This window comes from Streptomyces sp. NPDC001348, assembly GCF_053597535.1.
This window is the reverse complement of record NZ_JBSFIK010000020.1, coordinates 72,598-98,971: the sequence shown is the minus strand read 5'-3', so window position 1 is coordinate 98,971 and position 26,374 is coordinate 72,598. Positions and strand designations below refer to the sequence as shown.

General features: G+C 72.3%; 25 protein-coding genes. 9 read left to right on the top strand and 16 right to left on the bottom strand.

The annotated features are described in order from the left end of the window. Window positions 1-224: 224 nt before the first annotated feature. The gene (locus tag ACWC21_RS21855) at window positions 225-962 is read left to right on the top strand and encodes a SigE family RNA polymerase sigma factor (RefSeq protein ID WP_450884248.1); all 738 of its coding nucleotides are present in this window, start codon (window positions 225-227) and stop codon (window positions 960-962) included. Window positions 963-1,193: 231 nt separating this feature from the next. Here the strand turns inward: ACWC21_RS21855 and ACWC21_RS21850 are convergent, their stop codons facing one another. Beyond that, window positions 1,194-2,189 (bottom strand): hypothetical protein, encoded by a 996-nt coding sequence (locus ACWC21_RS21850; protein WP_450884246.1) that lies wholly within the window; start codon window positions 2,187-2,189, stop codon window positions 1,194-1,196. 174 nt (window positions 2,190-2,363) lie between these two features. Here ACWC21_RS21850 and ACWC21_RS21845 point away from each other — a divergent pair, with 174 nt between their 5' ends. After that, window positions 2,364-2,771 (top strand): peptidase inhibitor family I36 protein, encoded by a 408-nt coding sequence (locus ACWC21_RS21845; RefSeq protein WP_450884244.1) that lies wholly within the window; start codon window positions 2,364-2,366, stop codon window positions 2,769-2,771. A 25-nt stretch (window positions 2,772-2,796) separates the two neighbouring features. Here ACWC21_RS21845 and ACWC21_RS21840 read toward each other — a convergent pair whose 3' ends face one another. The 4 genes from ACWC21_RS21840 to deoC form a co-directional block, all read right to left on the bottom strand. Beyond that, window positions 2,797-3,435, bottom strand: a complete 639-nt coding sequence (locus ACWC21_RS21840; RefSeq protein WP_450884242.1) for a uridine kinase family protein — start codon at window positions 3,433-3,435, stop codon at window positions 2,797-2,799. 321 nt (window positions 3,436-3,756) lie between these two features. Further along, window positions 3,757-4,680 (bottom strand): aldehyde dehydrogenase family protein, encoded by a 924-nt coding sequence (locus tag ACWC21_RS21835; RefSeq protein ID WP_450884240.1) that lies wholly within the window; start codon window positions 4,678-4,680, stop codon window positions 3,757-3,759. Then, window positions 4,673-6,106, bottom strand: coding sequence for an aldehyde dehydrogenase family protein (locus tag ACWC21_RS21830; protein WP_450884238.1), 1,434 nt, complete (start codon window positions 6,104-6,106; stop codon window positions 4,673-4,675). Before ACWC21_RS21830 ends, ACWC21_RS21835 begins: the two co-directional genes overlap by 8 nt. 5 nt (window positions 6,107-6,111) lie before the next feature. Next, a complete protein-coding gene (gene deoC, locus ACWC21_RS21825; protein ID WP_450884349.1) occupies window positions 6,112-7,065 on the bottom strand; it encodes a deoxyribose-phosphate aldolase in 954 nt (317 codons plus the stop codon). Between the two features lie 232 nt (window positions 7,066-7,297). On the opposite strand from deoC, the gene ACWC21_RS21820 reads away from it, so the two are divergent. Beyond that, entirely contained in the window at window positions 7,298-8,023 is a 726-nt protein-coding gene (locus ACWC21_RS21820) for a PH domain-containing protein (protein ID WP_450884236.1), read from the top strand. A gap of 443 nt (window positions 8,024-8,466) precedes the next feature. Here ACWC21_RS21820 and ACWC21_RS21815 read toward each other — a convergent pair whose 3' ends face one another. The 4 genes from ACWC21_RS21815 to ACWC21_RS21800 all read right to left on the bottom strand — a co-directional run bounded on the left by ACWC21_RS21815 (window position 8,467) and on the right by ACWC21_RS21800 (window position 12,536). After that, complete coding sequence (locus ACWC21_RS21815) at window positions 8,467-10,098, bottom strand: phospho-sugar mutase (RefSeq protein WP_450884234.1); 1,632 nt, start codon at window positions 10,096-10,098, stop codon at window positions 8,467-8,469. Window positions 10,099-10,808: 710 nt separating this feature from the next. After that, on the bottom strand, window positions 10,809-11,633 hold the full coding sequence (locus tag ACWC21_RS21810; RefSeq protein ID WP_450884232.1) for a purine-nucleoside phosphorylase: 825 nt from the start codon (window positions 11,631-11,633) through the stop codon (window positions 10,809-10,811). A 126-nt stretch (window positions 11,634-11,759) separates the two neighbouring features. After that, a complete protein-coding gene (locus tag ACWC21_RS21805) occupies window positions 11,760-12,044 on the bottom strand; it encodes a type II toxin-antitoxin system RelE family toxin (protein ID WP_450884230.1) in 285 nt (94 codons plus the stop codon). Between the two features lie 51 nt (window positions 12,045-12,095). Then, window positions 12,096-12,536, bottom strand: coding sequence for a gamma-glutamylcyclotransferase (locus ACWC21_RS21800; RefSeq protein WP_450884228.1), 441 nt, complete (start codon window positions 12,534-12,536; stop codon window positions 12,096-12,098). Between the two features lie 141 nt (window positions 12,537-12,677). On the opposite strand from ACWC21_RS21800, the gene ACWC21_RS21795 reads away from it, so the two are divergent. Then, window positions 12,678-14,126: an NAD(P)H-quinone dehydrogenase gene (locus ACWC21_RS21795; protein WP_450884226.1), complete on the top strand. Its 1,449-nt coding sequence runs from the start codon at window positions 12,678-12,680 to the stop codon at window positions 14,124-14,126. Between the two features lie 166 nt (window positions 14,127-14,292). Beyond that, window positions 14,293-15,249 (top strand): DeoR/GlpR family DNA-binding transcription regulator, encoded by a 957-nt coding sequence (locus tag ACWC21_RS21790; protein WP_450884224.1) that lies wholly within the window; start codon window positions 14,293-14,295, stop codon window positions 15,247-15,249. 683 nt (window positions 15,250-15,932) lie between these two features. Here ACWC21_RS21790 and ACWC21_RS21785 read toward each other — a convergent pair. Both ACWC21_RS21785 and ACWC21_RS21780 read right to left on the bottom strand, forming a co-directional pair. Then, entirely contained in the window at window positions 15,933-16,508 is a 576-nt protein-coding gene (locus ACWC21_RS21785) for a TetR/AcrR family transcriptional regulator (RefSeq protein ID WP_450884347.1), read from the bottom strand. 212 nt (window positions 16,509-16,720) lie between these two features. Beyond that, window positions 16,721-18,493 (bottom strand): acetyl/propionyl/methylcrotonyl-CoA carboxylase subunit alpha, encoded by a 1,773-nt coding sequence (locus ACWC21_RS21780; RefSeq protein WP_450884222.1) that lies wholly within the window; start codon window positions 18,491-18,493, stop codon window positions 16,721-16,723. Window positions 18,494-18,867: 374 nt separating this feature from the next. Here ACWC21_RS21780 and ACWC21_RS21775 point away from each other — a divergent pair, with 374 nt between their 5' ends. After that, window positions 18,868-19,383: a hypothetical protein gene (locus ACWC21_RS21775; protein ID WP_450884220.1), complete on the top strand. Its 516-nt coding sequence runs from the start codon at window positions 18,868-18,870 to the stop codon at window positions 19,381-19,383. On the opposite strand, the gene ACWC21_RS21770 is transcribed toward ACWC21_RS21775, so the two are convergent. The 4 genes from ACWC21_RS21770 to ACWC21_RS21755 form a co-directional block, all read right to left on the bottom strand. Next, the gene (locus ACWC21_RS21770) at window positions 19,355-19,972 is read right to left on the bottom strand and encodes a Maf family protein (RefSeq protein WP_450884218.1); all 618 of its coding nucleotides are present in this window, start codon (window positions 19,970-19,972) and stop codon (window positions 19,355-19,357) included. The two genes, ACWC21_RS21775 and ACWC21_RS21770, sit on opposite strands and share 29 nt — an antisense overlap. A 32-nt stretch (window positions 19,973-20,004) precedes the next feature. After that, entirely contained in the window at window positions 20,005-20,133 is a 129-nt protein-coding gene (mmpB, locus tag ACWC21_RS21765; RefSeq protein ID WP_450884216.1) for a morphogenic membrane protein MmpB, read from the bottom strand. A 165-nt stretch (window positions 20,134-20,298) separates the two neighbouring features. After that, the gene (locus ACWC21_RS21760; protein WP_450884214.1) at window positions 20,299-20,508 is read right to left on the bottom strand and encodes an acyl-CoA carboxylase epsilon subunit; all 210 of its coding nucleotides are present in this window, start codon (window positions 20,506-20,508) and stop codon (window positions 20,299-20,301) included. A 9-nt stretch (window positions 20,509-20,517) separates the two neighbouring features. Beyond that, a complete protein-coding gene (locus ACWC21_RS21755) occupies window positions 20,518-22,128 on the bottom strand; it encodes an acyl-CoA carboxylase subunit beta (RefSeq protein ID WP_450884212.1) in 1,611 nt (536 codons plus the stop codon). 110 nt (window positions 22,129-22,238) lie between these two features. On the opposite strand from ACWC21_RS21755, the gene ACWC21_RS21750 reads away from it, so the two are divergent. Beyond that, window positions 22,239-23,096, top strand: a complete 858-nt coding sequence (locus tag ACWC21_RS21750; protein WP_450884210.1) for a biotin--[acetyl-CoA-carboxylase] ligase — start codon at window positions 22,239-22,241, stop codon at window positions 23,094-23,096. 240 nt (window positions 23,097-23,336) lie between these two features. Then, window positions 23,337-24,464 (top strand): adenylate/guanylate cyclase domain-containing protein, encoded by a 1,128-nt coding sequence (locus tag ACWC21_RS21745; protein ID WP_450884208.1) that lies wholly within the window; start codon window positions 23,337-23,339, stop codon window positions 24,462-24,464. A 245-nt stretch (window positions 24,465-24,709) separates the two neighbouring features. Here ACWC21_RS21745 and ACWC21_RS21740 read toward each other — a convergent pair whose 3' ends face one another. Further along, window positions 24,710-25,306, bottom strand: a complete 597-nt coding sequence (locus tag ACWC21_RS21740) for a hypothetical protein (protein ID WP_450884206.1) — start codon at window positions 25,304-25,306, stop codon at window positions 24,710-24,712. A gap of 187 nt (window positions 25,307-25,493) precedes the next feature. Here ACWC21_RS21740 and ACWC21_RS21735 point away from each other — a divergent pair, with 187 nt between their 5' ends. Next, window positions 25,494-26,288 carry an enoyl-CoA hydratase/isomerase family protein gene (locus ACWC21_RS21735; protein WP_450884204.1) on the top strand — a complete coding sequence of 265 codons (795 nt, stop codon included), beginning with the start codon at window positions 25,494-25,496 and terminating at the stop codon, window positions 26,286-26,288. The last annotated feature ends 86 nt before the right edge of the window (window positions 26,289-26,374 follow it).

The following is a 26,374-nucleotide window of genomic DNA, read 5'->3' as shown; positions in this document are numbered from 1 at the left end:
CATGGAGAGGCTCCCGGACGACCTGTGCGTCCGGGCGGCCTCCCGGGACCCCGTACCGCGACCACCTGTGCGCACGGTGTGACATCCGTGTGACCGACCCCTGTGACAGGTCTGTGACAGTCGGCGGACATGGCCATGAAGTGCCGTCGGCAAGCTTTTCGGCACAGGCAAGCCAGACGGCCTGAGCGAGACGAACACCGGAAGTCCACGACGGGGGGCGCGAGATGAACACGCTGCACGGCACCAGCACCAGCGCAGTGGTCACGCGGCTGCACGACGTGAACCGGGGTTCCGAGAAGTCCGGGGTCGCGGGAGCTCGGGGGTGCGCTCGCGGCGCCGGGCGTCAGCTTCCGGCTTATATGTCGGTGGTTGACGCGCACACGGGGGAAGCACACGGGGGAACCGCGTACGGGGAGGCCTCGGGGGAGCGCCGCTCGCTGACGGAGGTGGAGTTCACCGCCTACGTCCAGGAGCGCCGCGCCTCCCTGTACGCGACCGCCTACCACCTCACCGGTGACCGTTTCGAGGCCGAGGACCTGCTGCAGAGCGCGCTGTTCTCGACCTACCGGGCCTGGGACCGGATCAGCGACAAGGCCGCGGTCGGCGGGTACCTCCGCCGCACCATGACCAACCTGCACATCAGCGCCTGGCGGCGCCGCAAGCTCAACGAGTACCCGACCGAGGAACTGCCGGAGACGCCCGGCGACACGGACGCCATGCGCGGCACCGAGCTGCGCGCGGTGCTGTGGCAGGCGCTGGCCCGGCTGCCCGAGCTCCAGCGCACCATGCTGGTCCTGCGCTACTACGAGGGCCGCACGGACCCGGAGATCGCGGAGATCCTCGACATCAGTGTCGGCACGGTCAAGTCCAGCATCTGGCGGTCGCTCCGCCGGCTGCGCGAGGACGAGGTCCTCAGCTTCGGCCGTGACGAGGAATACGCCTTCGGGGAGCTGGTCGCCTGAAGGTAGGGGCCCGCGGCCGTAGGCCGCTGATGGGCTCGGCGGGGGAGTACCACCTGGGGAAACACGGGGGAACCGGGGGAATCACGGGGGAAGAACGGGGGAAGCAAGGGGGATCGCGGGGAACTCCGTCACGGGGGACGTGGGCGGAGTGCGGGACTGGAGGGCCGGGGGGTCCGTCCAGTCCCGCTCTCGTTTGTCCGGTCCTTCGCCGTCCGGCCCTCCGCGTACGCCCTACTTCCCCTTGTCGGCCGCGACCACGGCCTCGGCCCGTTCCACCATGCGCCGCTTGCGTTCCAGCACCGCGGCCAGTGCGCTCCGGTGCTCCTTGATGAGCTGCCGCTGGCGGCGGGCCTCGACGGCGTACCGCTTCGCCACGTAGCCGGTCTCGGCCTTGCAGCGCACATCGGCCTCCGCCGTGGAGATCTCCTTGCGGGACGGTGCCGGGAAGGCCGGATGGGGGCCGAAGGCGCTGGTCTTCTGTTCGCGCCAGGTCGAGTCGTCGACCGCGGTGAGCGGATCGGGGTAGTCCAGCCCGGCCTTGCGCATGCAGGCGCTCCACCGCTTGTCCAGGGCGACCGTGGCCGGGTCCTTCGCTGTACCGCGGGACGCCTGGACGAACAGCGTCTGGACCTCCATCAGGTCGTCCGCCGCCCTGTCGGCCCGCGCCGAGCGCTGGGCCTGCCCGTGGCAGCCCCCTTGGGGGACGCCCGGCGGGACCTTCGCGCCCTCCGTCGCGGCTCCGGTGAAGACGGCCTTCGCGGCCGGAGTGATCGTCTTGTCGGCGGCGACGGCCCGCTGCTGGGCGAGAACCGCCTGCTGCCGGGTGACGCCGTCGGGCAGCGGCGGCTTGTAGCCGTAGACGCGGACCGACGCGAGGTCGGTCGGACCGTACTTGCGGGCGTTGAGCGGGATGCTGCCCGGAGGGGCCTGGTACGCGGGCCAGCTCTCGCCGAACTTCCGCATGCAGGAACGGGCCAGGACGACGACCGCGTGGTCGACGGTCCCGCTCTCGTCGGTGGTGGGCCGGTACGCGTCCAGCGGGTAGTCCCTCGGCGCGTGGGCGAACGAGGTGGCGACGGCCGGTGTGCTGTCCCGGGTGCCCTGACCGTTTCCGTCCGTCTTCCCGCCCGTGTTCCCGCCGGCGCAGGCCGTGGCGAGAACCGCCAGAGCGGCCGCCAGCGTGATCGTCACGCCCGTGCCACCGGCCGGGGTCCTCCAGTTACGCATGTTTCAGCTGATCACTAGTGGGACACACCGTCAAGTCGCCCGGAACGTAAGACAGTTCGAACACATGCTTTTCGGCCATGATTGTCGATCTTTCGGTCAATCGCGGGAACGGGGTCCCATCCGGCCCCACCCCGTGTGTCAGGGTCACGTGCTCCGTACCGAAAGGAAACAGACATGAGAAGAGGACGCGCACTCCTGGCGGCATCGCTGATGTCCGTCGCGGGCGTCTTCGCCGCGATGACGCCCGCGCAGGCCGCCAGCAACGACGGCACCTGCGACTCGGGTGAGGCCTGTATCTACCGTCTCCAGGACTACGCGGGCGGCATCTACGACACGCTGTCCAGCAAGAAGAGCTACAGCGGACTCGTCTTCCACGGCACGTCGACCACCATCGACAACAAGGCGAGCTCGGCCAAGAACAAGGACCCCAACCACAACCTGTGGTTCTACCAGCTGGACAACTGGGCCGGTGACACCTGGGGTCTGCCGCCCGGCGCCGGCACGAACTTCAGCGGTTCGGACGACAACAAGTGGTCCTCGCACTGCTGGACCTATTCGACCGCGGGCTGCCCGGGCGGCTGAGCCACCCGGACAGCGCGGCCGGGCCTCAGGCCGCCGTCGTCCGCGCCGTGGCGCGGCGGCCTGCGGCCGCGGCCGCCAGCCGGCCCACCGCCTCGTCCCGGTCGCACGCGTGGGCGCCCAGCGAGGTCTGGCGGGCGACGATCATGCGTTCCGCCCGCATCAGCCGCCAGCCGCGGCGCAGCAGGAACGGCACAGACTTGCGCCCCTCCCGCAGATCCCGCAGGAAGCGCCGGCGGAAGGTGGTGACGGGCCCGCGGCTCAGGCAGAGCGCGTCCGCCAGCACCCCGAGCTCACGGCAGCGCTCGACGATCTCGGCGGCGAAGATGCCCTCCGCGATGAACAGCGGGGCCCGCCCGATGCGCAGCGTCTCCTCGCCGGTACGGGCGCTCAGCGCGATGTCGTACACCGGTACGGGCGTCGACCCCGTGGCGCACAGCCGGGTGATGGCCTCGACGGCGACATCCGCGTCCCACGACTTCGGATGGTCCCAGTCGATGTCCGAACTCCCCTCCACCACAGGCAGCGTCGGGTCGTCGCCCTCCTTGTAGAAGTCGTCGAGGCGCAGGACGGGGAGCCCGGAACGGGCGGCGACGAGTGACTTGCCCGAGCCCGAGGGGCCGCACAGCAGCACGACACGGGCGGGTGACGGGGGATGAATGCTCACGGAACACCAGTTTGACGCATGGTGCGACCGCTGCCGACCTCGCGGGCCGGCTTTGGAGCGCGGATCACACCTCAACTACCGTCAGTGTCCGAACCATTACCGGAATTCCGGCCCATGGCGTGCGCTGATCGCCGTTCTCTCCCGCCGGGCGGCAGGGGCACGCAGGCCGGCGCGCGGACGCCGGGCGGCTCGACGCGGCGCATCACCGGTCGGGTCGCCGGCATCAGGCCCGATCCGCTCGCCGGAACCGGCATCCACGGCAGCGAGCCGCGTTTCCCCGGGCCGAGGGGAAACGCGGCTCGCTGCCGTGGGCGGCGGCGGTCAGTACGACGAGCCGGACGCCCCCAGCGAACCCGTCGGGTGCCAGACGGTCTTGGTCTCCAGGAACGCCGTCATGCGGTCGGTGCCCGGAGTCGCCGTCCAGTCGGCCGTGTCCACAGGCTGTGGACGAAGGACCCGCTTCAGGTTGTCCGCGGCAGCGATCTCCAGCTCCTTCGCCAGCACCTCGTCGGCGCCCGCCAGGTCGATCGCGTTGACGTCCTGGTGTGCGGCCAGCGGCGCAGCGATCTCCGCCGTACGGCCGGACAGGACGTTGACGACTCCGCCGGGCAGGTCGGAGGTGGCCAGCACCTCGCCCAGCGACAGGGCCGGGAGCGGGGCCTTCTCGGACGCCACCACGACCGCCGTGTTGCCCGTGGCGATCACCGGGGCGATCACCGAGACCAGGCCCAGGAAGGACGACTCCTGCGGGGCCAGCACCGCCACCACGCCGGTCGGTTCGGGCGAGGAGAGGTTGAAGAACGGGCCCGCGACCGGGTTGCCGCCGCCGACCACCTGGGCGATCTTGTCGGTCCAGCCCGCGTACCAGACCCAGCGGTCGATCGTGGCGTCCACGACGGCGGCGGACTTGGACTTGGACAGGCCTTCGGCCTCGGCGACTTCCCGTACGAACTGGTCGCGGCGGCCCTCCAGCATCTCCGCTACGCGGTAGAGGATCTGGCCCCGGTTGTACGCGGTCGCACCGGACCAGGCTCCGAACGCCTTGCGCGCGGCCACGACCGCGTCCCGGGCGTCCTTGCGGGAGGCCTGCGGGGCGTTGGCCAGCCACTTGCCCTTGCCCGCCGCGTCAGCGGGTGATGTCCTCGTGGTCACCTCGTACACCCGACCGCTTTCGGAACGCGGGAACTTCCCGCCGACGTACAGCTTGTAGGTCTTGAAGACGGAGAGACGGGTCACGTCAGACATCGAGGTACGCCTCCAGGCCGTGGCGGCCGCCCTCGCGGCCGAAGCCCGACTCCTTGTAGCCGCCGAACGGCGAGGTCGGGTCGAACTTGTTGAACGTGTTGGACCAGACGACACCGGCGCGCAGCTTGTTCGCGACGGCCAGGATGCGGGAGCCCTTCTCGGTCCAGATGCCCGCCGACAGTCCGTACTGCGTGTTGTTCGCCTTGGCGACCGCCTCGTCCGGCGTACGGAAGGTCAGCACCGACAGGACCGGGCCGAAGATCTCGTCGCGGGCGATGGTGTGCGCCTGGGTGACGTTGGTGAAGAGCGTCGGCGCGAACCAGTAACCGGCGCTGGGCAGTTCGCAGGCCGGTGACCAGCGCTCGGCGCCCTCGGCCTCGCCCCGGTCGGCGAGCGAGGTGATCCGGGCCAGCTGCTCGGCGGAGTTGATCGCGCCGATGTCGGTGTTCTTGTCGAGCGGATCGCCGAGGCGGAGGGTGGAGAGCCTGCGCTTGAGGGAGTCGAGCACCTCGTCGTGGACCGACTCCTGGACCAGCAGGCGGCTGCCCGCGCAGCAGACCTGGCCCTGGTTGAAGAAGATGCCGGTGACGATGCCCTCGACGGCCTGGTCGACGGGCGCGTCGTCGAAGACGATGTTGGCGCCCTTGCCGCCCAGCTCCAGGGTGAGCTTCTTGCGCGTGCCGGCCACCGTGCGGGCGATCTCCTTGCCGACGGCGGTGGAGCCGGTGAAGGCGACCTTGTTCACGTCCGGGTGCGCTACGAGCGCGGCGCCCGCGTCGCCGTAGCCCGGGAGGATGTTGACGACACCCTTGGGCAGGCCCGCCTGGCGGCAGATGTCCGCGAAGAACAGCGCCGACAGGGGAGTGGTCTCGGCCGGCTTCAGCACGACCGTGTTGCCGGTCGCCAGCGCCGGTGCGATCTTCCACGCCAGCATCAGCAGCGGGAAGTTCCACGGGATGACCTGGCCGGCCACGCCCAGCGGCCGCGGATCCCGGCCGAACCCGGCGTGCTCCAGCTTGTCCGCCCAGCCCGCGTAGTAGAAGAAGTGCGCGGCGACCAGGGGCAGGTCGGCGTCGCGGGTCTCCCTGATGGGCTTGCCGTTGTCCAGCGTCTCCAGGACGGCCAGCTCGCGGCTGCGTTCCTGGATGATGCGGGCGATGCGGAACAGGTACTTGGCGCGCTCGGAGCCGGGCAGCGCCGACCACTTCTCGAAGGCCTTGCGGGCGGCCCGCACCGCGCGGTCGACGTCCTCGGAACCGGCCTGCGCGACCTCCGAGAGGACCTCCTCGGTGGACGGCGACACGGTCTTGAAGACCTTGCCGTCGGCCGCCTCGGTGAACTCGCCGTCGATGAACAGGCCGTACGAGGGTGCGATGTCGACGACCGAGCGGGACTCGGGGGCGGGTGCGTATGCGAATGCAGCCATGGTGATCAGTCCACCGTCACGTAGTCGGGGCCGGAGTAGCGGCCGGTGGCCAGCTTCTGACGCTGCATCAGCAGGTCGTTCAGGAGCGAGGAGGCGCCGAAGCGGAACCAGTGGTTGTCCAGCCAGTCCTCGCCGACGGTCTCGTTGACCAGGACGAGGAACTTGATCGCGTCCTTGCTGGTCCGGATGCCGCCGGCCGGCTTCACGCCGACCTGCACCCCGGTCTGCGCACGGAAGTCCCGCACGGCCTCCAGCATGAGCAGGGTGTTGGCGGGCGTGGCGTTCACCCCGACCTTGCCGGTGGAGGTCTTGATGAAGTCGGCCCCCGCCAGCATGCCGAGCCAGCTCGCGCGCCGGATGTTGTCGTACGTCGACAGCTCGCCGGTCTCGAAGATGACCTTCAGGCGGGCGGAGGTCCCGCAGGCCTCCTTCACCGCGACGATCTCGTCGTACACCTTCAGGTACTTGCCCGCGAGGAACGCCCCGCGGTCGATGACCATGTCGATCTCGTCGGCGCCGGCCAGCACGGCCTCGCGGACGTCGGCCAGCTTCACGTCGAGGGCGGCGCGGCCGGCCGGGAAGGCGGTGGCGACCGAGGCGACCTTCACGCCCGAGCCGGCGACGGCCTCCTTCGCGGCGGTCACCATGTCGGGGTAGACGCAGACGGCCGCGGTCGCGGGGGCCGTACGGTCGGTCGGGTCGGGGTGGACGGCCTTGGCGCCGAGCGCCCGGACCTTGCCCGGGGTGTCCGCGCCTTCCAGCGTCGTCAGGTCGACCATCGAGATGGCGAGGTCGATGGCGTACGCCTTCGCGGTGGTCTTGATGGAACGGGTGCCGAGCGAGGCGGCGCGCGCCTCCAGGCCGACCGCGTCGACGCCGGGCAGCCCGTGGAGGAAGCGGCGCAGCGTGCTGTCGGACGCGGTGACGTCAGCGAGAACAGCGGGTGCAGTACTGGGCATGGTCACCAGCCGAGCATATCTACGCGCGTAGCGGCTGTACACCCCCGGGTACTCGTCCCATGGCCCGGCACCGCGGAGGGACCGCCCGCGGGACCGCGTACGAGACCGCCCGCGGGACCGCGTACGAGACCGCCCGCGGGACCGCGTACGAGACCGCCCGCGGGACCGCGTACGAGACCGCCCGCGAGACCGTGTACGTGGGCTTCCGGAGGCGTCGGGCAGAATCGGGAGCATGACGACCCCGGACCGCCAGTCATCCGAGCCGCACCCCCCGGCGCCCGCCACCAAGGACCTGATCTACCGCTCCCCGATGGCGCTCCTGGGCGGTGTCCTGCTGCTCGTCGTCGTCGGGTGGCTCGGCGTCGACGCGCTGATCAAGGGGCACGGCCGCACCCCGTGGCTGGCGCTCGCCGCTCTGATCCTCGTCGTTCCGCTGGTGACCGCGTTCACCCTGCGCCCGGCCGTCTTCGCGGGCGACGACCGGCTGCGCGTGCGCAACCCCTTCCGGGTGATCACGCTGCCCTGGGGGCAGATCGCCTCCCTGCGCTCCGGCTACTCGAACGAGGTCGTCACCAAGGCCGGCGCCAAGTACCAGCTGTGGGCCATCCCCGTCTCGCTCCGCGCCCGCAAGAAGGCCACCCGGCGGCAGACCCACGCCGAGGCGGCGGCCCGTGCGGGCGGCAGGCCCGGCGGACCGGGCCGCGGGCTCGGAGGACTGGGCCGCGGGCTCGGAGGACTGGGCCGCGGGCTCGGGGGCGGCCTTCGTGGCTCCGCCGTACCGGACGGCCCGACCCGTGCCGAGACCGACAAGATCATGGACGACCTGCGGGGGATGCTGGAGGACCGCGAGCAGGCGGAGACGGCACAGGGCGAGGTCACCGTCCGCTGGGCGTACGAGGTCGCGGCGCCCGCGGTGGCCGGGGCGATCCTGCTGGCGATCCTGCGCTTCACGGGCTGACGGGCCCGGCTGGAGCACATGTTCGACCTGCCGCGCCCCTGCTGGCGGCCACCGCCGCGGCGGTGGCCACCGCGTGAACCCGGCCCACGCCGGCTCCCGGCCCACGCCGGCTCCCGGCCCGGACGGGCCGCACCGGCGCAGGCCTCCGTGCCGCGCGTCACGCGTGACCGCCCATCACGCCCACCACCCCGGCATCACCGCCACGCGGCGCGGGTCTGCCCCGCGCCTGCCCGCCTCCGCGCCTGCCCCCCCCTCCGCGCCTGCCCGCCCCGGCCGACGACCGGCACAGTGGCCGCCGCCCGCTGTGCCGCCGTCGGAGGGGCGGCTGCCGTGGCGAGCCGGCAGGACGGGCCCGGCCGGACAGCACCGATGGGATGCCCCTGGCGGCAGGGACATCCCATCAGCGCGACGTCACCGGCACGGCGGCACGGTGTGCGTACGGCTCAGAGGCCGACGGCCGCCGACAGATCGCGCCTGACCGCCGCGAGCAGCTCGGCGGCCCGGGCGCGGGCGGCCGGCAGCTCGGCGTGCGAGGCGACCGGCACGACGACCTCCAGGTAGCACTTCAGCTTCGGCTCGGTGCCGCTGGGCCGCACGATGACGCGGGCGCCGTCGAGGGTGTAGCGCAGGCCGTCGGTCGGCGGCAGCCTGTCGGTCCCCCGGGTGAGGTCCTCGGCCCTGGTGATGCCGAGTCCGGCCAGCTCGGTCGGCGGCTGCTCGCGCAGGCGCCGCATGGCCTCGGAGATGACCGACAGATCCTGGACCCGGACCGAGAGCTGGTCGGTGGCGTGCAGGCCGTGCTCCACGGCGAGGTCGTCCAGGAGGTCGAGCAGGGTCCGCCCCTGCTCCTTGAGCTCGGAGGCCAGCTCCGTGACCAGCAGCGCGGCCGTGATGCCGTCCTTGTCCCGCACCCCGTCCGGATCGACGCAGTAGCCGAGGGCCTCCTCGTAGCCGTACCGCAGCCCGTCCACCCGGGCGATCCACTTGAAGCCCGTGAGCGTCTCCTCGTACGGCAGCCCCGCCTTCGCGGCGATCCGCCCGAGCAGCGAGGACGACACGATGGACTCGGCGAAGGTGCCGCGCGCCCCGCGCCGCACCAGGTGGGCGGCGAGCAGGGCACCCACCTCGTCACCCCGCAGCATGCGCCACCCGTCCCCGTCCCGGACGGCCACGGCGCACCGGTCGGCGTCCGGGTCGTTGGCGATGACCAGGTCGGGCTCCGTCTCCCGCGCCTTCGCGAAGGCCAGGTCCATCGCCCCCGGCTCCTCCGGGTTGGGGAAGGCGACGGTCGGGAAGTCCGGGTCGGGCTCGGCCTGCTCGGCGACGAGGACGGGCTCCGGGAACCCGGCCCGCGCGAACGCGGCCAGCAGCACGTCCTTGCCGACGCCGTGCATCGCCGTGTAGACGGCACGGGCGGTACGCGGGGAGCCCTCGGCAAGGACGGCGTCGGTACGGGCGAGATAGGCGTCGAGGACGGAGTCGTCGAGGGTCTCCCAGCCGGTGTCGGGACGCGGGACGTCGTCGAGGGAGACGATCGCGTCGATCTCGGCGGCGATCTCGGCGTCGGCGGGCGGGACGATCTGGGAACCGTCGCCCAGGTACACCTTGTAGCCGTTGTCCCGGGGCGGGTTGTGGCTGGCGGTGACCTCCACGCCGGCGACCGCGCCGAGATGCCTGATGGCGAAGGCCAGGACGGGGGTCGGCAGCGGCCGGGGCAGCACCGCGGCGCGCAGCCCCGCGCCCGTCATCACGGCGGCGGTGTCGCGGGCGAAGTCCTCGGACTTGTGCCGGGCGTCGTAGCCGATGACGACGACTCCGCCGGCCTGCCCCTTCTTCCTCAGGTACGCCGCGAGCCCGGCGGCGGCCCGGATGACCACGGCCCGGTTCATCCGCATCGGCCCCGCCCCCAGCTCGCCCCGCAGCCCCGCGGTACCGAACTGCAGCGTCCCGCCGAACCGTGCGTCGAGCTCCTCGACGTCCCCGGCGTCGATCAGCGCGGCGAGTTCCTCACGGGTCTCCACGTCGGGGTCCTCGGCCAGCCACGCCTTGGCCCGTGCGATGAGATCGTCGTGCACGTCGGGTCAACCTCTCGTTGGTGTTGCTCGTTGCTGGTGCCGTCTGTCTGCCGGGGGCCGCCGCCCCCGGCCCCCGCGTCGGCCCCGGACGGCCTCGTCCTCGAACTCCCCCAGAGGGGGCACCCCCGGACGGGCCGCGTATCGCCGGGCGGCGCCGGCGCCGCCCGCCGACGGAGCCAGACGGGGCGCGGGGGCAGGAGCCCCCGCGAGGGGGTGTAGGGGCGGAGCCCCGTGGGGTGGCAGGGTCGGAGCCCCGCCGGAAAGCGGTCGGTTCCGTATCCGGCGACGGCCACGCCCAGAGTGTGCAGGGGCGGTGCCCAGTGGAGTGTCAGGGCGGTGCCCCGCGGGGGTGCGGGGGCGGTGCCCGGGGGTGCGGGGGCGGTGCCCCCACGAGGGTGCAGGGCGGTGCCCCGCAGGGGGTGCAGGGGCGGTGCCCCCACGAGGGTGTCGTGGGGGTGACCCGCCGGGGGTGCAGGGGGGGCGGAGCCCCCGCTGGGGTCTGGGGCGGAGCCCCAGGTGGGGCCACTGTTCAGTTGGCTGTCACGGGTGGGTGGGTGGGAAACGGGGTCCAGGGGCGACAGCCCCTGCCGGCGGGGTCCGGGGCGGAGCCCCAGCTGGGTTCACTGTTCAGTTGACCGTGACGGGTGGGTGGGAAACGCCGGGGTCCGGGGCGGAGCCCCAGCCGGCCCCCCGCCAGAGCCCACCCGCGCCTACAACCGGCCGAGCACGCGCGCGAGCAACGCGCCCATCCGCGCCGCCGAGTCCCGCCCGGCCTGCAGGACCTCCTCGTGGTTCAGCGGCTCCCCGGTCATACCGGCGGCCAGATTCGTCACGAGGGAGATCCCCAGCACCTCCGCCCCGGCCTCCCGCGCCGCGATGGCCTCGAGCACCGTCGACATGCCCACCAGGTCCGCCCCGATCACCCGGGCCATCCGGATCTCGGCCGGCGTCTCGTAGTGCGGGCCGGGGAACTGGGCGTAGACGCCCTCCTCCAGCGACGGGTCGATCTCCTTGCACAGCGCCCGCAGCCGCGGCGAGTACAGATCGGTCAGGTCCACGAAGTTCGCCCCGACGATCGGCGAGGTCGCCGTCAGGTTGATGTGGTCGCTGATCAGCACCGGCTGTCCGGGCCGCATGCCCTGGCGCAGACCCCCGCATCCGTTGGTGAGCACCACGGTCTTGCAGCCCGCGGCCACCGCGGTACGCACCCCGTGCGCCACGGCGGCGACCCCGCGGCCCTCGTAGTAGTGCGTACGCCCCAGGAAGACCAGCGCGCGCTTGTCACCGATGACGTACGAGCGGACCTTGCCCCCGTGGCCCTCGACGGCCGGTGCCGGGAAGCCGGGCAGCTCGGTGACCTGGAACTCCGCGTCGGGAGCCCCCAGGGCGTCGACGGCGGGTGCCCAGCCGGAGCCCATCACGAGGGCGACGTCGTGGGTCTCGGCCCCCGTGAGCTCGCGCAGGCGGGCGGCGGCCGTGTCGGCGGCCTTGTACGGGTCGCCCTGGATGTCGTCCGGAAGAAGAGATGCGTTCACGCGGACGAGGGTAGCCGCTTCGAGCCTACGCGCGTAGATGTTGGAGCTCACGGGAACGCGATCGTTGTCTTGTCGTTTCCGGCGAGCCGGCGACGGGCGCCCGTACCGGGTCGGCCCTCGCCCTGGTCAGCCCTCGCCCGGGACGAGGACGTCCTTGTCGTTGAAGACCTCGACGATGAAGATCAGCAGACGTCCCCGGCTGACGGTGTATTCCACCAGGATGTTCTGCGTGAGCCGGATCGTGCGGTCGTCGCCGGTGGAGCTTATGGGGCGGGACACCGGGAGGAAAGGGTCACGGGACAGGAGCGCGATGCCCTTCTCGAAGGCGTCGCGCTGCTGGCCGTCGAGCCGGTCGCGGGCCGCGGCGGCCTGCTCGGTGTAGTACACGTCGTACTGCGCGATGGGGGCCATGGAGCCCTCCCGTTCCTGCTTCGCTCGACCCGATTTTAGTGGCGAACCGCCTCAGCAGGGCCGTTTCCGCAGCTCCATCACATAGTCGTGCGGTGCCCCCGCCGACTCCGCCGCGTCGGCGATCTCCCCGAGGTACCGGGCCGACGGCAGCCCGCCCTCGTATCCGTTCAGCACGTACACCCATGCCGGTTCCGACCCGTCCAGCGTGTGCACCCGGACGCGCATCCGCCGGTAGATGCCGAGGCCGACGCCCTCCCAGCGGTCCATGGACTCCTCGTCCATCGGCGCGATGTCGTACAGCGCCACGAACACCTGCGAGATGGGGTCCTCGACGAGCGTGGCCAGCGCACCCTCCCAGCCCAGCTGCTCACCGCCGAAGGTCAGCCGCCACCCGTTCAGCCAGCCGGTGGCGCGCAGCGGCGAGTGCGGGGCGCGGCGGGACATCAGCCGTGCGTCGAGATTGCCGGCGTAGGCGGCGTAGAGCGACGACATGGATCGAGGGTACGGCAGTCGGAAGTCCCGGCCTCGCCACCCCGGTGTCGCCCGCGGGCAGCACCGCGGGCGACACCGGAGGCAACCCGCGCAGCGGGACCCGGCGCCCCCGGACGGAAGCACTTCGAGGCGTGCGGGACAATGGAGTACGTGACTCGGATCGTGATCATCGGTGGCGGACCCGGCGGATACGAAGCGGCGCTGGTGGCCGCGCAGCTCGGCGCGGAGGTGACCGTCGTCGACTGCGACGGTCTGGGCGGAGCGTCGGTGCTGACCGACTGCGTGCCGTCGAAGACGCTCATCGCGACGGCGGAGGTGATGACCACCTTCGACTCGTCGTACGAGGAGCTGGGCATCATCGTCGCGGACGACACCCCGCCGCTGGAGCAGGCGGCCCGGGTCGTCGGGGTGGACCTCGGGAAGGTCAACCGCCGGGTGAAGCGGCTCGCCCTCGCCCAGTCGCACGACATCACCGCCTCCGTCACGCGCGCCGGCGCCCGGGTCATGCGCGGCCGCGGCCGGCTGGAGGGCATGCAGGCCCTCGACGGCTCCCGCAAGGTCGTCGTCCGTGCCGCCGACGGCACCGAGGAGACGCTCACCGCCGACGCCGTCCTCATAGCCACCGGCGGTCACCCGCGCGAGCTGCCCGACGCCCAGCCCGACGGCGAGCGCATCCTGAACTGGACCCAGGTCTACGACCTCGACGAGCTTCCCGAGGAGCTCATCGTGGTCGGCTCCGGTGTCACGGGCGCCGAGTTCGCCGGTGCCTACCAGGCCCTCGGTTCCAAGGTCACCCTCGTCTCCTCCCGCGACCGGGTGCTCCCCGGCGAGGACCCGGACGCCGCCGCCGTCCTCGAGGACGTCTTCCGCCGCCGCGGCATGAACGTCATGGCCCGCTCCCGCGCCCAGTCCGCCAAACGGGTCGGCGACCGGGTGGAGGTCACCCTCGCGGACGGCCGCGTCATCTCCGGCTCGCACTGCCTGATGGCCGTCGGCGCCGTCCCGAACAGCGCGGGCCTCGGCCTGGAGGAGGCGGGCGTACGGCTGCGCGACTCCGGGCACATCTGGACCGACCGGGTGTCCCGGACCAGCGCGCCCGGTGTGTACGCGGCAGGCGACGTCACCGGCATCTTCGCCCTCGCCTCCGTCGCCGCGATGCAGGGACGTATCGCCATGTACCACTTCCTCGGCGACGCGGTGACCCCGCTCAACCTCAAGACGGTCTCCTCGAACGTCTTCACCGACCCCGAGATCGCCACCGTCGGCCACTCCCAGGCCGACGTCGACGCGGGCAAGATCGACGCGCGGGTCGTCAAGCTCCCGTTGCTGCGCAACCCGCGCGCGAAGATGCAGGGCATCCGGGACGGCTTCGTCAAGATCTTCTGCCGGCCGGGCACCGGGATCGTCGTCGGCGGTGTGGTCGTGGCGCCGCGCGCCTCGGAACTCATCCACCCCATCTCGATCGCCGTCGACAACAATCTGACGGTCGAGCAGATCGCGAACGCCTTCACCGTGTACCCGTCGCTTTCGGGCTCGATCGCCGAAGTGGCACGGCAGTTGCACACGCGCAAGACGGGTGCCGAGATCTGACGGCGGACGCGAGTCCCCGCTGGTCACGGGGAGTCGCCGGACCATGCGCGCGGCATAGGCGGGATGGATAGGTCCTATACCACTTCCCGCCCTGCCGTGCGAACAACTTCTGCTATTCGGCGCAAACCGCTGAAAGCAGACGGTCACCCGCGTTACTGTCAGTTTCGTGTTCGCTGCAGAACGTCGCCAATTGATCCTCGAAATGGTGCGAGCGAACGGGGCCGTGTCGCTCCGTGAACTCGCCCGTGTCGTCCAGACCTCCGAAGTGACCGTACGACGGGACGTGCGGGCACTGGAGGCAGAAGGACTCCTCGACCGCCGGCACGGCGGTGCGGTACTGCCGGGCGGGTTCACGCGGGAGTCCGGCTTTCCGCAGAAATCCCATCTCGCGACCGCCGAGAAGACGGCCATCGCCGACCTCGCGGCGGGACTCGTCGAAGAAGGCGAGGCCATCGTGGTGGGGGCGGGGACCACCACGCAGGAGCTGGCCCGCAGACTCGCCCGGGTGCCCGGTCTGACCGTGGTCACCAACTCCCTGCTCGTCGCCCAGGCGCTCGCCCACGCCAACCGCGTGGAGGTCGTGATGACCGGCGGGACCCTGCGCGGCTCCAACTACGCCCTCGTGGGCTCCGGCGCGGAGCAGTCCCTGCAGGGGCTCAGGGTCTCCAAGGCCTTCCTCTCCGGAAGCGGTCTCACCGCGGAGCGCGGGCTGTCCACGTCCAACATGCTGTCGGCGTCCGTCGACCGTGCCCTGGTGCAGGCGGCCGCGGAGGTCGTGGTCCTCGCCGACCACACCAAGCTGGGCACGGACACGATGTTCCAGACCGTCCCCACGGACCTCATCACCCGTCTGGTCACCGACGACCCGCCCGCCCATGACGACCGCGCCGCCACCGAGCTCCAGGCCCTCGCCGACCAGGGGGTGCAGATCGCCGTGGCCGGGGCGACCGGAAACCCGGGGGGTGACCACGTCCCGGCGCGCCAGCAGCGCCGGGACGTGCCCCTCCCGGGGCCCCGTCGCGGTCAGGTGCCCGGTACGGGCCTGCGCTCGGCCTCCGTCCTGGGCGCCGAACAGCCCACGACCGCGGACCGCCCCCGCGTGGCGGACATGCGGCGCCGCTGAGCCGTGCGCTGCCGCTGGGGGCGCGGTGGGGCGTCTTGATGTGAGGGGTGCTGTGCGGCGCCGCCGCCGGGGCTGCCGCGACTCCAGTGCCGTGGGGGTTCGCCCAGGGCCCTGTCTGGGGCTTCGTCCCGCCCTTGACCGCCCGTTTCCCACCCACCCACCCGTGACGGTCGACTGAGCAGTCACCCCACCCTGGGGCTCCGCCCCAGACCCCGGCGGGGCTGCGCCCCTGCACCCTGGCATGGGCTGTGTTCGTGCACCCCGGCATGGGCTGCGCCCCTGCACCCGACGGGCCTTGCCCCTGCCCCCGACGGGGCGTTGTCCCTGCACCCCGGCGGGGCTGCGCCCCTGCACCCCGGCATGGGTTGTGTTCCTGCACCCGACGGGCCTTGCCCCTGCACCCGGCGGGGCGTTGTCCCTGCACCCCGGCGGGGCTGCGCCCCTGCACCCCGGCATGGGTTGTGTTCGTGCACTCCGGCATGGGTTGTGTTCCTGCACCCGACGGGGCGTTGTCCCTGCCCCCGGCGGGGCGTTGCCCCTGCCCCCGGCGGGGCGTTGTCCCTGCCCCCGGCGGGGCTCCGCCCCTGAGCCCTCGGGGGTGCAGCGTGCCGGCTGCCGCGCCGGCTGCCGGCTTCCCGTTCCGGGCTGGGCGTTGGTGCGCCCAGGGGGTCCGGATCGCCCGGTCACGCCCTGGTGGGTCGTGTGCTCTCCTCGGGAGCCCTCAGCCCCCGGAGCGTCAGCCGGAGCAGGCGGTCCGCCAGGGCGGGGTCGCCCGGGGACTCGTCGGCCGCCAGGGCGATCGCGTGGGTCAGCTGGAGGAGGTCCCCGATCGGGACGTCCGGCCTTACCGCGCCCGCCTCCTGAGCCCGGGCCAGCAGCGCGCCGCCCGCCTCGCGGATCGGGGTGCTGCAGCGGGCCAGTGCGGAGGACGGCTCGGCCGGCACCGACATCAGCGCCCGTGCCAGACCCCGGTACTCACCGGCGTGCGTGACCATCTCGCGCAGCCAGGTGACCAGGGCCGAGCAGGGCTCGGGGGAGTCGAGGAGTTCACGGGCGCGGACGAGGAGTTCGCCCACCGCGTCCTCGAAGACCGCGCTCATCAGCGCCTGCCGGTTCGGGAAGTGCCGGTAGAGCGTGCCGATGCCGACACCCGCGCGCCGCGCCACGTCCTCCAGGGAGGCGTCGGTGCCGTGCGCGGCGAACGCGGCGCGGGCCTCGGCGAGCAGCCGGTCGTGGTTCCGGCGGGCGTCGGCGCGCATCGCCCGCGGGACGACGGGCGGCACCGCCGTGTCCCCGGGCCGGGCAGGCCCCTCCGCGGTCGCACCCACCTGGCCTCCACCCGCCCTCTCGCCGCCCGACTCGCCTCCAGGATGCCACCGGGCCGGGAAGGACCGGCCCCGCGACAGGGCGCCCGGCGGACGAGTGCTTCGTCCGCCGGGCGCCCGGAGTCCCGTACCGCTGTACCGGAAGATCAGTCCTTGATCTCGCAGATGGCCGCGCCGGAGCTGATGGACGCGCCGATCTCCGCGCTGAGACCCTTGATGGTGCCGGCCTTGTGCGCGTTCAGCGGCTGCTCCATCTTCATGGCCTCCAGGACGACGACCAGGTCGCCCTCCTTGACCTCCTGGCCCTCCTCGACCGCGACCTTCACGATCGTGCCCTGCATCGGGGAGGCGAGGGTGTCGCCGGAAGCCACCGGGCCGGACTTCTTCGCCGCGCGCCGCTTGGGCTTGGCGCCGGCGGCCAGCCCGGTGCGGGCCAGCGACATGCCCAGCGAGGAGGGCAGGGAGACCTCGAGCCGCTTGCCGCCGACCTCGACGACGACCGTCTCACGGCCCGGCTCCTCGTCCGACTCGCCATCGGCCGGAGCGGTGAAGGGCTTGATCTCGTTGACGAACTCGGTCTCGATCCACCGGGTGTGGACCTTGAACGGGTCCGTGGAGCCGGTCAGCTCGGGCGCGAACGCCGCGTCCCTGACCACCGTGCGGTGGAACGGGATGGCCGTGGCCATGCCCTCGACCTGGAACTCGTCCAGCGCACGCGCGGCCCGCTCCAGCGCCTCCTTGCGGGTGCGGCCGGTGACGATCAGCTTGGCCAGCAGCGAGTCCCACGCCGGGCCGATCACACTGCCCGCCTCCACACCCGCGTCCAGGCGGACGCCCGGACCCGACGGTGCGTCGAAACGGGTGACGGTGCCGGGGGCGGGCAGGAAGTTGCGGCCCGGGTCCTCACCGTTGATACGGAACTCGAACGAGTGACCGCGCAGCACCGGGTCGTCGTAGCCGAGCTCCTCGCCGTCGGCGACGCGGAACATCTCCCGCACCAGGTCGATGCCGGCGACCTCCTCGGTCACCGGGTGCTCGACCTGCAGACGGGTGTTGACCTCCAGGAAGGAGATCGTGCCGTCCTGACCCACCAGGAACTCACAGGTGCCGGCGCCGACGTACCCGGCCTCCTTCAGGATCGCCTTCGACGCCCGGTAGAGCTCCGCGACCTGCTCCTCGGACAGGAACGGCGCCGGAGCCTCCTCCACCAGCTTCTGGTGCCGCCGCTGGAGGGAGCAGTCACGGGTCGACACCACGACCACGTTGCCGTGCTGGTCGGCCAGGCACTGCGTCTCCACGTGCCGCGGCCGGTCGAGGTAACGCTCGACGAAGCACTCGCCCCGGCCGAACGCGGCCACGGCCTCACGGACCGCCGAGTCGTACAGCTCGGGGACCTCCTCCAGCGTCCGGGCGACCTTCAGACCCCGGCCGCCGCCACCGAACGCCGCCTTGATCGCGATCGGCAGGCCGTGTTCCTTGGCGAACGCGACGACCTCCTCCGCACCCGAGACCGGGTCCGGCGTGCCCGCCACCAGCGGGGCGCCCGCACGCTGGGCGATGTGACGGGCCGCCACCTTGTCACCCAGATCGCGGATGGCCTGCGGCGGCGGACCGATCCAGATCAGACCCGCGTCCAGCACGGCCTGGGCGAACTCCGCGTTCTCCGACAGGAAGCCGTAGCCCGGATGGATGGCGTCGGCGCCGGACTCACGGGCGGCACCGAGGACCTTGCCGATGTCGAGGTAGCTGGTGGCCGGAGTGTCACCGCCCAGGGCGAACGCCTCATCCGCGGCGCGGACATGCAGAGCGTCCCGGTCCGGGTCGGCGTAGACGGCAACGCTCGCGATACCCGCGTCCCGGCATGCCCGGGCCACGCGGACAGCGATTTCGCCACGGTTGGCGATGAGCACCTTGCGCACGATTGAGGCTCCCTCCTTGAAACAAGCCGAGTTTAGGGACTGCCGACACGGCACTTCGACCCGTCCCCAATGGTGAGCTTGCCCACACGGAGCGTGATTCGAGGCTCGCTCGACCCGCGAAAGCCCATGTCGCACCCAGGTGCGCAGGACTCCACCGGGCAACCCTAGTCCCGTCATGTGGTCAAGGTCTCTGTGAGAGCGTGCCGCGCCCCACTCGGTTTCTTTGTCGAGTCCCTACGAATGGCCCAACGACCCTTTGCTTCCGACCGGACCCTTGTCCCGTGGTTTACCCGTTAGTAGCGTTCAGGATGTTCTCGGACGTACTGCAGGCAACGCGGCTCCGGTCGGGCCGCGGTCGAAAGTGGGTGGAGCCGGTGGTGCGCAGACCGGTGGCGTGGATCGTGGCGGTCATACTCTTCGCCGAGGCGTTCGGTGTCGCGGCACTGAACTGGTTCCTCGGAGTGGTCGTCGACCACCAGAACATGTCCCTGGCCGGCCTCGACGCGGACAAGATGGCACTCTCCTCGAAGATCGGCGGAGTGCTCTTCGGTCTCTACTTCGCGCTGTGCGCCCTGGTCGCCCTGCTGGTGGCCGTCCGCGACCGCGCACCGGCCGGTTCGGGCCGCGTCCTGCTCATCAGCGTGGCGGTGGTGCACGGGCTGCTGGGCGCGTTCGCCGTGGGGCTGGTGGGCTGGAAGGCGTTCACCTTCATGGTGGTGGTGCTCGCGCTGATCGTGCTGCTCCTGATGACGTACGACCGTCAGGAGGGCCCCGCCGCGGCGGCCGGGGGCACGCCCGGCGGCGGCCCCGGCGCCCCGGCCCCGGACCCCGAGCCGCAGGACGACGTGCCGCCCGTCCCGGTCACTCCGCCGGCGCCCACAACTCCGTGATCCCGACGCCCAGTTCCCCGAGCAGCCGCCGGACCAGGGGCAGGCTGATCCCGATCACGTTGCCGTGGTCGCCGTCGATGCCCTCGACGAACGGTGCCGAGCGGCCGTCGAGGGTGAACGCGCCGGCGACGTGGAGGGGCTCGCCCGAGGCGACGTAGGCGGCGATCTCCTCGTCGGTGGGTTCCCCGAAACGGACCACGGTGGAGGCGGTCGCGGACACGTACCGCTTGCCCTCCGTGTCCCACACGCAGTGCCCCGTCTGGAGGATCCCGGCCCGTCCGCGCATCGCCTTCCAGCGGGCGGTGGCCTCCTCGGCGTCCGCCGGCTTGCCCAGCGCCTGCCCGTCCAGCTCCAGCACCGAGTCGCAGCCGATCACCAGGGCGCCCTGCACCTCCGGCCGGGCGGCCACCACGGAGGCCTTCGCCTCGGCCAGGGCCAGCGCCAGCTCGGCGGGGGTGGGTGCGGTGACGGCGTCCTCGTCGACCCCGCTCACGATCACCTCGGGCTCGATCCCGGCCTGCCGGAGCAGACCGAGCCGGGCGGGGGACTGGGAGGCGAGCACGAGTCGCCTGCGCGGCTTGGCAGTCATGCGGTCAGGTTAGCGAGGCCGGTGCGGCGTCCTCACCTCAGCCCGATCACGACCATCGCCAGAACCATGGCCAGCGCCATGAGGAGGCCGAGCCGCCGCAGCATCTCCTGCATGTCGCGCAGTTCTTTCGGCGGCTCGTTCTCAGGGTCGGACCACAGCATCCCTCCATGGTCCGGCGAGGCCCCGGGGCGGCGCCTGAGTACGCGTACTCAACTTGTCGCACCGCGCTGAGCTGTGCATACGCCGGCCGCCCCACGGGCGACCGGCACGGCCCGGGCTCCGGCACAGCCCGGGCCCCGTGGCAGCCCGGGCTGTGCCGGTCGGGTCTAGCCGGGCCAGTAGGTGCGGGCCCACGCCGTCGGGCCCGGCTGGGGCAGGCGGTGGGCGGCGATACGGGCCGGGTTCGCCCAGGAGTCCCGCGGAGCGTCCGCGCCGGACGGCGTGTCCGCCACCGCCGCGGCGCGGGCGCGGACCACCGCCAGGGCGGCGGCCAGCTCCTCGGGGGTCGGGTTGCCCCGTACGACTCTGATCGTCACAACGGCTCCTTACAGCGGAATGTTGCCGTGCTTCTTCGGAGGGAGGGATTCCCGCTTGGTGCGCAGCTGACGCAGGCCCCGCACCACGTGACCGCGCGTGTCGGACGGCATGATCACCGCGTCGATGTAGCCGCGCTCGGCCGCGACGTACGGGTTGAGCAGGGCGTCCTCGTACTCCTGGATGAGCCGCGCCCGGGTGGCGTCCGCCTCCCCGGCGGCCTCCGCCTCGGCGATGGTGCGGCGGTGCAGGATGTTGACCGCGCCCTGCGCGCCCATCACGGCGATCTGCGCGGTGGGCCAGGCCAGGTTGAGGTCCGCGCCCAGGTGCTTGGAGCCCATGACGTCGTACGCCCCGCCGAAGGCCTTGCGGGTGATCACCGTGATCAGCGGGACGGTGGCCTCGGCGTACGCGTAGATCAGCTTGGCGCCGCGCCGGATGATGCCGTCGTGCTCCTGGTCGACGCCCGGCAGGAAGCCCGGCACGTCGACGAAGGTGACGACCGGGACGTTGAAGGCGTCGCAGGTCCGCACGAACCGGGCCGCCTTCTCGCTCGCGGTGATGTCGAGGCAGCCCGCGAACTGCAGCGGCTGGTTGGCGACGATGCCCACCGGGTGGCCCTCGACCCGTCCGAAGCCGGTGAGGATGTTCGGCGCGTACAGCGGCTGCGTCTCGAAGAACTCGGCGTCGTCGAGGATGTGCTCGATCACCGTGTGCATGTCGTACGGCTGGTTGGCGCTGTCCGGCACCAGCGTGTCCAGCTCGCGGTCCTCGTCGGTGACGGTGAGGTCCGCCTCCTCCGGGAACACCGGGGCCTCGCTGAGGTTGTTGGACGGCAGGTACGACAGCAGCTGCTTGACGTACTCGATGGCGTCCTTCTCGTCGCCCGCCATGTGGTGGGCTACCCCGGAGGCCGTGTTGTGGGTCCGGGCGCCGCCCAGCTCCTCGAAGCCGACGTCCTCACCGGTGACGGTCTTGATGACGTCCGGGCCGGTGATGAACATGTGCGAGGTCTGGTCGACCATGACGGTGAAGTCGGTGATCGCGGGCGAGTACACGGCACCGCCCGCGCAGGGGCCGACGACCAGTGAGATCTGCGGGATGACACCGCTGGCATGGGTGTTGCGCCGGAAGATCTCCCCGTACGCGCCCAGCGAGGCCACACCCTCCTGGATCCGCGCGCCACCGGAGTCGTTGATGCCGATGACCGGGCACCCGGTCTTCAGCGCGAAGTCCATCACCTTGACGATCTTCTGCCCGTACACCTCGCCCAGCGCCCCGCCGAAGACGGTGAAGTCCTGGGAGAACACGGCGACGGGCCGCCCGTCGACGGTCCCGTACCCCGTCACCACCCCGTCCCCGTAGGGCCGGTTCTTGTCCAGCCCGAAGTTGGTGGACCGGTGCCGGGCGAACTCGTCCAGCTCGACGAAGGAGCCCTCGTCGAGCAGCAGTTCGATCCGCTCACGGGCCGTCAGCTTGCCCTTCGCATGCTGCTTCTCGACGGCGCGTGCGGAGCCGGCGTGTGTCGCTTCCTCGATACGGCGCTGGAGATCCGCGAGCTTGCCCGCGGTCGTGTGGATGTCGATCCCTTGGATCTCTTGACGCTCTTCCGGCTCGGACATCGGGATGCGGCTCCCTGCCTGCTCAAAAGTGGGGACGATTACTCATCCGAAGCGTAGTGGTGGGCCCGCCCGTCGGCAGTGCGGTGTATGCCACACCTAGGGTGGCTTGCATGACGCCTCGAGATGCAGCAGACAGCCGTTGGTCCGATCTGGACCGCCCGCCCCTGAACGCCGCGGCACTGCGGCGGGCGCTGGTGCGGGAGGGTGGTCTGTGGACCACGCTGGACGTGGTGCAGCGCACCGGATCCACCAACAGCGACCTGGTGGCCCGGGCGGACCAGGGTGAGGCCGCCGAGGGCGCCGTGCTCGTCGCCGAGGAGCAGACCTCCGGCCGCGGCCGCCTGGAGCGCCAGTGGACGGCCCCCGCCCGCTCCGGCCTGTTCTTCTCCGTCCTGCTGCGCCCCGCCGAGGTACCCGTGGCCCGCTGGGGCTGGCTGCCCCTGCTGACCGGGGTCGCCGTGGCCACCGGCCTGTCGCGGGCGGCGGGCGTCGACACGGCCCTCAAGTGGCCCAACGACCTGCTGATCACCGTGGGCGGCGAGGAACGCAAGGCCGGCGGAATCCTCGCCGAGCGGGCCGGGCCCGACGGGGTCGTCATGGGCGTCGGCGTCAACGTCTCCCTGCGCGCCGAGGAACTGCCGGTCCCCCAGGCCGGTTCGCTGGCGCTCGCCGGGGCCGTCACCACGGACCGCGACCCGCTGCTGCGGGCGGTGCTGCGGTCGCTGGAGGACTGGTACGGGCGGTGGCGGCGGGCCGGGGGCGATCCGACGGCGAGCGGGCTGCAGGAGGCCTACGCGGCGGGCTGCGCCACCCTCGGGCGGCACGTACGGGCCGAGCTGCCGGGGGACCGGTCGGTCGTCGGCGAGGCGGTGGCGATCGACGGGGACGGACGGCTGGTGCTGGCGACGGAGGAAGGGGTACGGGAGCCGGTGGGGGCGGGGGACATCGTGCACCTCAGGCCGGCCTGAGGCTTGAGCGCCGGGTGAGCGTGTTCCGGCCCGTCCGGCGATTGAGCACGAGGCCGTCCAGGCCGAAAGCGGGGGCCTGGGGGCGGCGGCCCCCAGCCGACGGCAAGGTCAGCAGGCCATCACCTCACCGCCACCGGTCACTGAACCCCCGCCAAACCCAACGGAGTGAGCTGGCGCACACCTGCCGTAGAGTGAAGGCCGGTCGATAACTGACCGTGGCAGATCGGAAGGGCAGCAGGCGTGACCGTCGACGACACGGGCTCCGGCGCGGAGGCGGACGGCCGGGTGGACCCCGACGCCGCCGACTCCGGCGAGGACAACCCGCTCGCCCTGCGCCTCGAGCACCTCATCCTGGGCGCCGAGCGGCGCTACACCCCTTTCCAGGCGGCCCGCAGCGCCGGCGTCTCCATGGAACTGGCCTCCCGCTTCTGGCGGGCCATGGGCTTCGCCGACATCGGGCAGGCCAAGGCGCTGACGGAGGCCGACGTACTGGCCCTGCGGCGCCTGGCCGGTCTGGTCGAGGCGGGGCTGCTGAGCGAGGCGATGGCCGTGCAGGTGGCGCGTTCCACCGGGCAGACCACCGCCCGGTTGGCCGAATGGCAGATCGATTCCTTCCTGGAGGGGCTGACCGAGCCGCCCGAACCGGGCATGACCCGCACCGAGGTGACGTACCCGATCGTCGAACTGCTCCTGCCCGAGCTGGAGGAGTTCCTCGTCTACGTCTGGCGCCGCCAGCTCGCCGCATCGGCCGGCCGGGTCGTGCAGGCCGCGGACGACGAGGAGATGGTCGACCGCAGGCTGGCCGTCGGCTTCGCCGATCTCGTCGGCTTCACCCGGCTGACCCGCCGGATGGAGGAGGAGGAGCTCGGCGAACTGGTCGAGGCCTTCGAGACGACCGCCGCCGACCTGGTGGCCGCACGCGGCGGCCGGCTCATCAAGACCCTCGGTGACGAGGTGCTGTACGCCGCCGACGACGCCGGCACGGCCGCCGACATCGCGCTGCGCCTGGTGGAGACGATGGCGAACGACGAGACGATGCCCGAACTGCGTGTCGGCATGGCGTTCGGCACGGTGACCACGCGTATGGGCGACGTCTTCGGGACGACGGTGAACCTCGCCTCCCGGCTGACGTCGATAGCGCCCCGCGACTCCGTGCTCGTCGACAGCGCCTTCGCGGAGGAGATCATCCGCACCGGTGAGGCGCCCGCGTCGGAGGCGGAGGCGGCCGAGGCCGCGGCCGCCGCGGAGAAGGAGGGCGAGGAACCGCCGACGTACCGCTTCGCGCTCCAGCCGATGTGGCAGCGCCCGGTACGCGGCCTCGGCGTCGTCGAACCGTGGCTGCTCACCCGGCGGGACGGCGATTCCTAGGCTCTGTCGTTCGGATCAGGCCGGCTGGAGGTATCGGCGCCTTCTGGCCGACCCGAGCGGGGGCGATGGGGGTGCCCCCGCGCGAGGCTGTTCGAGCGTGGGGGAGCGTGCAGCTGCAAGGCGGAGGAGGGCGCCAACGCGATGGGGGTCCCCCCGCTCGAGCGAAGTCGAGAGTGGGGGAGTTGGCAACCGACGACAACGCCGCAGATGTGCGTGCGACGCCGGGATGATCCAAACGACAGGGCCTATCTCACGGCCCGGTCCACGCACAGCCCCAGGACGGGCAGGCACACGCCCCCCGGCTGGCTCCGGGTCGGCGTCGGACCGACCGTGCTCCGGCTCGGTGCCGGTGCGGGGGAGTGGTGCGGGGTGGTGGCGGTGTGCGTCGCGGACGGCCTCGGCGTGGCCGCCGGGGGCGGAGGGGCATCGGCCTTCGTGGGGATGGTCGTCGGGACCCTCGCCGGGAGTGCCGTCGGTACGGCGTCGGCGGAGCCCGGGAGCGCCATGGGCGAGGAGGCGGCGGCCGGGGTGGGGCGCACGCTCGTCCCGCCCGTCGTGGAGGTCGCCGAGGGCAGGTCCGTCGGTACGGCGCCGGCGGTGCCGGACCGGTCCTCGGTGCCGGTGCCGGTGTCGGTCCGGGGTTCGGCCTCCGCGGTGTGCGGAACGCCGATGCTCGGGTCCGGTGCCATCCGTACGAGACTCAGGGCGCCGGCGGCCAGGGCCAGGCCTCCGGCGGCGATCAGGGCCCTGCGCGGGCGGGGCTTGCGGTGGCGGCCGCGCCGGAACACCGGTGCGGAGTTCCGGGCCGGGACCGTATTCGTGTGTATGTCCGTGTCTGTCATCGCGCTCCCTCCCCGCCGCGTGCCCCGATACCCCGAGCAGCGCACGCTATGCGCTCCGATGGGCGGTTGCGCCGGACTCGGGAGGGATGTCACTCGAACGGGGGAGCGGGCCGCCTCTTTCCCCGGCCGGGCCGGGCTGCGATGATCAGGACGTCAGGGAGTTAACCCGCGTTAACCGGAGGGTGTCATGAGCGAGGAGCGGTTCGGGGAGTTCGTGCTGGTGCGGCGGCACGGGCACGTCGCGGAGCTCGTGCTGGACCGGCCCAAGGCCATGAACGCCGTCTCGACCGACATGGCCCGGTCCGTCGCGGGCGCGTGTGCCTCGCTCGCCGCCGACCGGGACGCGCGCGTGGTCGTGGTGACGTCCTCGCACGAGCGGGCGTTCTGCGTCGGGGCCGATCTGAAGGAGCGCAACTCCTTCAGCGACGCCGATCTGGTACGCCAGCGGCCGGTGGCCCGGGGCGCCTACACGGGGGTGCTGGAACTGCCGATGCCGACCATCGCCGCGGTGCACGGGTTCGCGCTGGGCGGCGGCTTCGAGCTGGCGCTGTCCTGCGATCTGATCGTGGCCGACGGTACGGCCGTGCTGGGGCTGCCCGAGGTGTCCGTGGGGGTGATCCCGGGCGGCGGCGGTACGCAGCTGCTGCCGCGGCGCGTGGGGGCGGCGCGGGCGGCGGAGCTGATCTTCACCGCGCGGCGGGTGAAGGCGGCCGAGGCGCTCGAGCTGGGACTGGTGGACCAGCTGGTGGAGGCCGGGCGGGACCGGGACGAGGCCCTGTCGCTGGCCGCCCGGATCGCCGGGAACTCGCCGGTCGGTCTGCGGGCGGCGAAGCGGGCGCTGCGGCTGGGGCAGGGGCTGGGCCTGCGAGCCGGGCTGGAGGTCGAGGACGCCGCCTGGCGGGCGGTGGCGTTCTCGGGGGACCGGGCGGAGGGGGTGGCCGCGTTCAACGAGAAGCGGAAGCCCCAGTGGCCCGGGGAGTGAACGGGCCGCGTTCGCACCGCAGACCCGTTTGGCACCGTATTGCCACATTTTTCCGGACCTTCCTGGGAAACGTACCTAACCTGGGG

What these genes read in the sequence shown, in the direction of transcription:
- ACWC21_RS21855 (WP_450884248.1), top strand. Translation starts at nt 225, where the DNA reads ATGAACACGCTGCACGGCACCAGCACCAGCGCAGTGGTCACGCGGCTG.
- ACWC21_RS21850 (WP_450884246.1), bottom strand. Translation starts at nt 2,189, where the DNA reads ATGCGTAACTGGAGGACCCCGGCCGGTGGCACGGGCGTGACGATCACG.
- ACWC21_RS21845 (WP_450884244.1), top strand. Translation starts at nt 2,364, where the DNA reads ATGAGAAGAGGACGCGCACTCCTGGCGGCATCGCTGATGTCCGTCGCG.
- ACWC21_RS21835 (WP_450884240.1), bottom strand. Translation starts at nt 4,680, where the DNA reads ATGTCTGACGTGACCCGTCTCTCCGTCTTCAAGACCTACAAGCTGTAC.
- ACWC21_RS21830 (WP_450884238.1), bottom strand. Translation starts at nt 6,106, where the DNA reads ATGGCTGCATTCGCATACGCACCCGCCCCCGAGTCCCGCTCGGTCGTC.
- deoC (WP_450884349.1), bottom strand. Translation starts at nt 7,065, where the DNA reads ATGCCCAGTACTGCACCCGCTGTTCTCGCTGACGTCACCGCGTCCGAC.
- ACWC21_RS21820 (WP_450884236.1), top strand. Translation starts at nt 7,298, where the DNA reads ATGACGACCCCGGACCGCCAGTCATCCGAGCCGCACCCCCCGGCGCCC.
- ACWC21_RS21805 (WP_450884230.1), bottom strand. Translation starts at nt 12,044, where the DNA reads ATGGCCCCCATCGCGCAGTACGACGTGTACTACACCGAGCAGGCCGCC.
- ACWC21_RS21800 (WP_450884228.1), bottom strand. Translation starts at nt 12,536, where the DNA reads ATGTCGTCGCTCTACGCCGCCTACGCCGGCAATCTCGACGCACGGCTG.
- ACWC21_RS21795 (WP_450884226.1), top strand. Translation starts at nt 12,678, where the DNA reads ATGGAGTACGTGACTCGGATCGTGATCATCGGTGGCGGACCCGGCGGA.
- ACWC21_RS21785 (WP_450884347.1), bottom strand. Translation starts at nt 16,508, where the DNA reads ATGCGCGCCGACGCCCGCCGGAACCACGACCGGCTGCTCGCCGAGGCC.
- ACWC21_RS21770 (WP_450884218.1), bottom strand. Translation starts at nt 19,972, where the DNA reads ATGACTGCCAAGCCGCGCAGGCGACTCGTGCTCGCCTCCCAGTCCCCC.
- mmpB (WP_450884216.1), bottom strand. Translation starts at nt 20,133, where the DNA reads ATGCTGTGGTCCGACCCTGAGAACGAGCCGCCGAAAGAACTGCGCGAC.
- ACWC21_RS21755 (WP_450884212.1), bottom strand. Translation starts at nt 22,128, where the DNA reads ATGTCCGAGCCGGAAGAGCGTCAAGAGATCCAAGGGATCGACATCCAC.
- ACWC21_RS21750 (WP_450884210.1), top strand. Translation starts at nt 22,239, where the DNA reads ATGACGCCTCGAGATGCAGCAGACAGCCGTTGGTCCGATCTGGACCGC.
- ACWC21_RS21740 (WP_450884206.1), bottom strand. Translation starts at nt 25,306, where the DNA reads ATGACAGACACGGACATACACACGAATACGGTCCCGGCCCGGAACTCC.
- ACWC21_RS21735 (WP_450884204.1), top strand. Translation starts at nt 25,494, where the DNA reads ATGAGCGAGGAGCGGTTCGGGGAGTTCGTGCTGGTGCGGCGGCACGGG.